Origin of the sequence: Cyanobium sp. BA20m-p-22, from assembly GCF_024346275.1 — a bacterium.
Lineage (GTDB): Bacteria > Cyanobacteriota > Cyanobacteriia > PCC-6307 > Cyanobiaceae > Cyanobium_A.
Genome location: NZ_JAGQCQ010000192.1, coordinates 1 through 7,149, shown reverse-complemented (window position 1 = coordinate 7,149; position 7,149 = coordinate 1). Strand labels below are relative to the sequence as shown.

Annotated in this window: 8 protein-coding genes; 2 read left to right on the top strand and 6 right to left on the bottom strand. The window is 67.0% G+C overall.

Annotation, left to right across the window (positions count from 1 at the left end; translation table 11 throughout):
- The 6 genes from KBZ15_RS15065 to lysA all read right to left on the bottom strand — a co-directional run.
- Nucleotides 1-463 (bottom strand): glutathione S-transferase N-terminal domain-containing protein (locus KBZ15_RS15065; protein WP_255016015.1); only part of this gene is annotated, 463 nt, incomplete at its 3' end.
- The gene (locus KBZ15_RS15060) at nt 456-1,361 is read right to left on the bottom strand and encodes a rhodanese-related sulfurtransferase (protein ID WP_255016014.1); all 906 of its coding nucleotides are present in this window, start codon (nt 1,359-1,361) and stop codon (nt 456-458) included. The genes KBZ15_RS15060 and KBZ15_RS15065, both read right to left, overlap by 8 nt.
- Nucleotides 1,358-2,305, bottom strand: coding sequence for a biotin synthase BioB (gene bioB, locus KBZ15_RS15055; RefSeq protein WP_255016013.1), 948 nt, complete (start codon nt 2,303-2,305; stop codon nt 1,358-1,360). The genes KBZ15_RS15060 and bioB overlap by 4 nt, the downstream gene beginning before the upstream one ends.
- 25 nt (nt 2,306-2,330) lie before the next feature.
- Entirely contained in the window at nt 2,331-3,104 is a 774-nt protein-coding gene (locus KBZ15_RS15050; RefSeq protein ID WP_255016012.1) for an isoprenyl transferase, read from the bottom strand.
- Nucleotides 3,101-3,907: a diadenylate cyclase gene (locus KBZ15_RS15045; RefSeq protein ID WP_255016011.1), complete on the bottom strand. Its 807-nt coding sequence runs from the start codon at nt 3,905-3,907 to the stop codon at nt 3,101-3,103. Before KBZ15_RS15045 ends, KBZ15_RS15050 begins: the two co-directional genes overlap by 4 nt.
- A gap of 44 nt (nt 3,908-3,951) precedes the next feature.
- On the bottom strand, nt 3,952-5,340 hold the full coding sequence (lysA, locus tag KBZ15_RS15040; RefSeq protein ID WP_255016010.1) for a diaminopimelate decarboxylase: 1,389 nt from the start codon (nt 5,338-5,340) through the stop codon (nt 3,952-3,954).
- Between the two features lie 27 nt (nt 5,341-5,367).
- On the opposite strand from lysA, the gene KBZ15_RS15035 reads away from it, so the two are divergent.
- Both KBZ15_RS15035 and KBZ15_RS15030 read left to right on the top strand, forming a co-directional pair.
- Complete coding sequence (locus KBZ15_RS15035; protein WP_255016009.1) at nt 5,368-5,859, top strand: GNAT family N-acetyltransferase; 492 nt, start codon at nt 5,368-5,370, stop codon at nt 5,857-5,859.
- Between the two features lie 164 nt (nt 5,860-6,023).
- Nucleotides 6,024-7,149 (top strand): Clp protease N-terminal domain-containing protein (locus tag KBZ15_RS15030; protein WP_255016008.1); only part of this gene is annotated, 1,126 nt, incomplete at its 3' end.

Below are 7,149 nucleotides of genomic sequence, written 5' to 3'. Positions count from 1 at the left end.
CGAGCAACCAGCCCCCAGGTTCCAGCCGTGGACTCCAGCTGCGCAGGATGGCCAGGCCGGCCTGGCGATGGGCCTCGCAGGCCTCGCCCGGGTAGCGATCGGGGTATTTGAAGCGATCGAGGTGGTGCTTGAAGGGGCCGTCGTTTGCGTTGATCAGCGCCTCCATCGCCGCCAGCTGGGCCGGCCCCCAGCCCCCCAGCCAGCGGTGGGGGTCGCTGCGCGCCAAAGCCCAGTGCATGATCCCCAGGCTCTCGTCGAGCACCCGCCCATCGGGCAGGACGAGCACCGGCACTGTGCCCTTGGCCGAGGCCTCCAGCAGCTCGGGGGGCTTGGCCTGCAGGTGTACCTCCCGCAGCTCCAGATTCACCCCCGGCCGCAAGCCAGCCGCCGCCAGCGCCAGTCGCGCCCTGATCGCGTAGGGGCAGCGGCGGAAGCTGTAGAGGATCGGCCGGAGGTCAGCCACTGGCCCGGGCATGCCCGATCTGGCGCTGTCGTTCGGCAAATCGGGCCCGATCGGAATCGCTGAAACGCTCGATGCAGTGGCGGCAGCTCACCCCGGCGCGATAGCTGGGCAGCTGGCGATCGGCCGGCGCCAGCGGCAGGCCGCAGGCGAAGCAAAGGCTGTGTTCACCGGGCTCGAGCTGGTGGTTCACCGCCACCCGCTGGTCAAATACGAAACACTCCCCCCACCAGCTGCTCCCCTGGGCCGGAACCTCTTCGAGATAGCGGAGGATGCCGCCCTGCAGGTGGTGCACCCCCTCAAAGCCCTGCTGCTGCAAGTAGGCCGTGGCCTTCTCGCAGCGGATTCCACCTGTGCAGAACATGGCGATTGCCTTGGGCTGGCGCTCGGCCACCAGCGGCCGCAAGCTTTGCTCCACCCACTGGGGGAACTCGCGAAAAGTGTCAGTGCCCGGATCCAGCGCCCCCTCAAAGCTGCCGATCGCCACCTCGTAGGCGTTGCGGGTATCGATCACCAGGGTGTCGGGGTCGGCAATCAGGGCATCCCACTGGCCAGGGGGCACGTGGGTGCCCACCTCAGATGCCAGATAGGGACTCACCTGGGGCTCACCCATGGTCACGATCTCGCGCTTGAGCCGCACTTTGAGCCGGTGGAACGCCTGAACGCCGGAGCGACTGAGCTTGGCGTCCAACCGCTCTAGGCCTGCCACCTGCCGCAGCCGATCCAGCAGCTCCTGCACGCCAGCATCTGCTCCGGAGATCGTGCCATTGACCCCCTCAGCTGCCAGCAGGATCGTGCCGCTTAGCCCCTGAGCTTCCGCCAGCTGCAGCAGTTCGCCCCGCAGGGCCGGCAGGTTTTCAAGCGCGGCGAAGCGATAGAAAGCCGCCACCAGCAGGCTCATCCCCCCACCCGCACCCCGGCGGCCGCCAGCAGTTGCCGGTCTGCCTCCACCGCCGGATTGGAGGTGGTCAGCAGGGTGTCGCCATAGAAGATCGAATCTGCCCCAGCCAGCAGGCAGAGGATCTGGGCCTCCCGACCCAGCTGCTCTCGGCCGGCGCTGAGCCGCACCCGGGCGGAGGGCATCAGGATCCGGGCCGTGGCCACCATCCGCACCAGCTCCAGGGGGTCCACCGGCGGCAGCTCCTCCAGGGGGGTGCCCTCCACTGCTACCAGGGCATTGATCGGGACGCTCTCGGGATGGGGGTCCAGGTTGGCCAGCACCTCAAGCAGCCCGGCCCGGTCGGTCTGGGTTTCGCCCATGCCGATGATGCCGCCACAGCAGATCGATATCCCAGCGGTTCGCACCCGCTGCAGGGTCTCCAGCCGCTCCTGGTAGGTGCGGGTGGTGATGATCCGCCCGTAGTGCTCGGGGCTGGTGTCGAGGTTGTGGTTGTAGGCGCTGAGCCCTGCCTCCGCCAGTCGTGCCGCCTGGGAATCGCTGAGCATGCCGGCGGTGACGCAGGCCTCCAGACCCAGCCCGCGCACGCCCCGCACCATCGCCAACATGGCCTCAAAGGGAGCGCCGTCGCGAATTTCACGCCAGGCCCAGCCCATGCAGAAACGATCGGCCCCGGCCTGCTTGGCGGTGCGGGCCCGAGCCAGCACCGGCTCCACCTCCAGTTCCGGTCGGCCGCTCAGGTCGCTGCTGTTGTGCAGCGACTGGGGGCAATAGGCGCAGTCTTCTTCGCAGCCGCCGGTCTTAACGCTCAGCAGCGAGGCCAGCTGCACGTGGTAGCCGGGGTTGGCCTCCCGGTGCACCTGCTGGGCCTGCCAGAGCAGATCCACCAGGGGCAGCTCAAGCAGGGCCAGGATTTCGGAACGACACCAGTCGTGACGTGTGATCAAGGAAGGTTCAGCAGGTTCGGCAGGTTCAGCAGGGATCGACTCCGCCGAAGCGGCGCTGGCGGCCCTGGTAGTCGAGCAGGGCGCCCAGCAGGGCCGCCTCGTCGAAATCCGGCCAGAGCACATTAGTGATGTGGATTTCGGCGTAGGCCAGCTGCCAGAGCAGGAAGTTGCTGATGCGCAGCTCGCCGCTGGTGCGAATCAGCAGGTCGGGATCCCGTTCGCCGGCGGTGTGGAGCTCAGCGGTGAAGGCCTGCTCGTCGATGGCGGCCGGATCGAGCTCGCCCGCGGCGCAGCGCTGGGCCAGCCGTCTGGCAGCTCGTACCAACTCGGCCCTGCCGCCGTAATTGGTGCAGACGTTGAAGTGGATGCCGGAGTTGGCGGCGGTGCGCTCGGTGGCATCGGCGATCAGGCGCTGCAAGCCCGGGGGTAGGGGCTCGAGATCGCCAAGAAAACGAATGCGCACTTGCTCCTGCTCCAGGGCGTGCAGCTCCCTGGCCAGGACCCGCTCAAACAGGGTCATCAGGAAGCTCACCTCCTCTCCCGGGCGGCTCCAGTTTTCGGTGGAGAAGGCGTAGGCGGTGAGGGCACCGATGCCCAAGTCGCTGCAGAGCCGCAGGGTGCGCTTAAGTGCCTCGACGCCCTCGCGGTGGCCCATCACCCTGGGCAGGTTGCGCTGCTTGGCCCAGCGCCCGTTGCCGTCCATGATCACGGCCACGTGGCGCGGCAGCCTGGCCCCATCCAGGTCCGACAGCCCGGCCTGGGCGGCAGTCACAGTGTCGGTCGCCAAGGCGCGACTCATCCGCGGGATTCCGGCGTGTCCTTGGTCACGGTACGACCCGCAGGCAAGGCCAGGGCCTTGCTGAGCAGATCGTGGAGGCGACTGCTGGTGATGGGCCTCTCCAGCCGGCCCTGGCTCGCCAGGGAAAGGGTGCCCGTTTCCTCGGACACCACAATGGCCAGACACTGGTCGAAGCGCTCGGTAAGCCCCAGGGCCGCCAGGTGGCGGGTGCCGTAGCGATTGATTCCCTGGCGCGAGAGGGGCAGGATCACTCCGGCGGCCACGATCCGGTTGGCCTTCACCAGCACGGCCCCATCGTGGAGCGGCGTGTCTGCGGCAAACAGGTTCAGCAGCAGGTCCACGGTCAACTTGGCATCGAGATCAATGCCGGGGTTGAGAAAATCCTCGGGCCGCAGATCACAGCCCAGATCCACCACGATCAGGCCGCCGCGGCGGGCCTGGGACAGGCGCCCGGCGGCCTCGCTGAGTATGGCCACCGAGCCTGAGCCCAGCTGGTCGCTGCTGCGGTTGTCAAACAGCACCCCGAGCCTGCCGGTGCCGAGCAGCTCCATCAAGCGCCGCAGCTCCCCCTGCCAGAGAATCGCCAGGGCCAGGCTGCAGGCCAGCACCAGAGCATCCACCAATTTACTGGTGAGGGGCAGATTGGCGTATCTCTGCACGACCCAAGCCAGGGCCACCAGCAGCAGATAGCCGCGCAGCAGCCAGAGGGTGCGGGCCTCGGTGATCCGGCCCAGCACCAGGACCCCGAGGCTGGTCGCAAACAGCAGATCCAGGAGCAGGCGCGGATCGATGAGGCGAAGCAACCCCCCAAGTTGCGGCCCGACCACAGCCCCTCCTGACACTCAGCTCAGCCTAGGTAGCGGAGTCGGGATGGCAGAACGTCGTAGCGCAGTAGGTCTTCCGGCTGCTCGCGACGCTGCACCAGTTCGGCAGATCCCTCCGCAACCAGCACGGTCGCCGGTCGGGGGATGCGGTTGTAATTGGAGCCCATCGAGGCGTTGTAGGCACCGGTGGCGAATACCACCAGCACATCCCCAGCGGTGGCAGGGGGCAGGGCCAGGTCCTTGAGCAGCACGTCGCCGGATTCGCAGTGCTTGCCGGCCACGGTGACGGTTTCGTTGGGCTCGGCCATGGGGCGATCGGCCAACAGGGCTGTGTACTGAGACTGATAGGTGATCGGCCTGGGGTTGTCACTCATGCCGCCATCTACGGAGAGATAGGTACGCAGGCCCGGGATGGGTTTGCGGCTGCCCACCTCGTAGAGGGTGACCCCCGCCGTCGCCACCAGGGAGCGGCCGGGTTCGCAGAGCAGCCGCGGCAGAACGAGCCCCCTCTCCCGGCAGGCCTCCACCACCGCTTCGGCCACCGTGCGCACCCAGGCATCGATTGAAGGCGGATCGTCGCTGGCCACGTAGCGGATCCCGAGGCCCCCGCCCACGTTGAGATCCTCCACGGGATGGCCGAGGGATCGGGCTAGGGCCAGGGCGTCGGCCAGCACCGCGGCCAGATCGCGGTGGGGCTGGAGTTCGAAGATCTGGGAGCCGATGTGGGCGTGCAGCCCGGTGAGACGGGCCCAGGGGCAGGTCGTCAGGTGCTGCAGCACCGCCTCGAGCTGGTCGGGATCGAAGCCAAACTTGCTGTCGAGGTGGCCCGTGCGGATGTACTCATGGGTGTGACATTCGATGCCGGGCGTAAAGCGCAGCATCAGTCGCGCCGGCCCTGGGAAGCCCGGCGCCAGCTCAGTCAGCAGCTCCAGGTCCCGCCAGTTGTCCGCCACCACGGTGACCCCGTGGGCCACTGCCAGGGCCAGCTCCTCGCGACTCTTGTTGTTGCCGTGAAGCACGATCCGCTCGCCGGCCATGCCGCCCTGGAAAGCGGTCAACAGTTCTCCGGCCGAGACCGCATCGAGACCCAATCCCTCGGCGGCCACCAGGGCCGTGATCGCCAGGGAGCTGTTGGCCTTGGAGGCGTACAGGGCCAGAGCTTCGCCCGGATAGTGCCGGGCCAGGGCTTCGCGATAGGCGCGGCAGGTGGCCCGCAGGGTGGTCTCGTCGAGCACGTAGAGAGGAGTGCCGTAACGGCGGGCCAGGTCGCTGAGGGTGCAGTCCCCCAGGCTCAAGCGTCCCTCCCCGTCCAGCCGGGTGGTCAGGGGGGTGAGGTTGCGGTTGGGGCTGGATAGGTCTTGGTCAACCTCAAACGGCCGTGAAGGCGCGAGGGGCTCACGGGAGGTCACCATGGCTGGGGCCGCGCGGGTCTAGGGAACATGAATGTACGGAAGCCCTTGGCGCCGCTGCGCCAGTCCCTGCTGATACCCGACGATTGGCGGGCCTGTCTCGACCTCGACAGGGCCAGCCTGGGGGGCCTCTGGAGCGCCAGCCAATGGCAGATTGAGTTGGCCGATCAGGGCCGGTCTGGGGTGGGGCTCTGGCGGGGGGAGCACCTGCTGGCCATGGCCTGCGGCTGGCTGGTGCTCGATGAACTGCACATCACCCTGGTGGCCGTTGCTCCAGAGCAGAGACGCCTGGGCCTGGGCGGCAGGGTGCTGGAGGCCCTGCTGGAGATCGCCCGGGCCAGCGGAGCCCTGCACGCAACCCTGGAGGTTGCCCCTGGCAACGGCGCCGCGGTGGCCCTCTATCGCCGTTGCGGCTTCCGGGATGGGGGGCTGCGTCGCGGTTACTACCGCAATGGGGACGATGCCCTGATCCAATGGCTGCAGCTAACGGCAAGCAAAGATGAAGAGCCAGGGTGTGGATAACCGGCTTTTCTTATTGCTGAAAACCGCTACATCAGGGGCTCAAGTTGTTTGCAAAAGCCCGCTTGCTGCCTGTAGCAGCAACGGATCTGGCTTTCAGCGAACCTAAACCACACCGCACCCGATAACCCTGGTAGCTTGGATCAACTTGTACCCGGCCCCGGCCAATGTTCGAGCGCTTTACCGAGAAAGCCATCAAGGTGATCATGCTGGCCCAGGAAGAGGCCCGCCGCCTTGGCCACAACTTTGTGGGCACTGAACAGATTCTGCTGGGTCTGATCGGCGAGGGTACCGGCGTGGCGGCCAAGGTGCTCAAGTCGATGGGCGTCAACCTCAAGGATGCCCGCGTCGAAGTTGAGAAGATCATCGGCCGGGGCTCCGGCTTCGTGGCCGTCGAGATTCCCTTCACCCCCCGGGCCAAGCGGGTGCTCGAGCTCTCCCTCGAGGAGGCCCGCCAGTTGGGCCACAATTACATCGGCACCGAGCACCTGCTGCTGGGTCTGATCCGCGAGGGCGAAGGGGTCGCTGCCCGGGTGCTCGAGAACCTCGGCGTCGACCTGGCCAAGGTGCGCACCCAGGTGATTCGCATGCTCGGCGAAACCGCTGAGGTGAGCGCAGGCGGTGGGGGCGGCAAGGGTTCCACCAAAACCCCCACCCTCGACGAATTTGGCACCAACCTCACCCAGCAGGCCGCCGACGGCAAGCTCGACCCGGTGGTGGGCCGCCAAAACGAAATTGAGCGGGTGATCCAGATCCTGGGTCGCCGCACTAAGAACAACCCCGTGCTGATTGGCGAGCCCGGCGTCGGCAAGACCGCCATCGCCGAGGGTTTGGCCCAGCGCATCAACTCCGGCGATATCCCGGACATCCTCGAAGAGAAGCGCGTTCTCACCCTGGACATCGGACTCCTGGTGGCCGGCACCAAGTACCGCGGTGAATTCGAGGAACGGCTCAAAAAAATCATGGAGGAGATCCGCAGCGCCGGCAACGTGATCCTGGTGATCGACGAGGTGCACACCCTGATCGGGGCGGGGGCCGCCGAGGGTGCCATCGATGCCGCCAACATCCTCAAACCAGCCTTGGCGCGAGGTGAGCTGCAGTGCATCGGCGCTACCACCTTGGATGAATATCGCAAACACATCGAGCGCGATGCCGCCCTGGAGCGCCGCTTCCAGCCGGTGATGGTGGGCGAACCCTCCGTCGATGAAACGATCGAAATCCTGCGAGGCCTCAAGGAGCGCTATGAAACCCACCACCGGCTCAAGATCGCCGATGAGGCCCTGATTGCTGCGG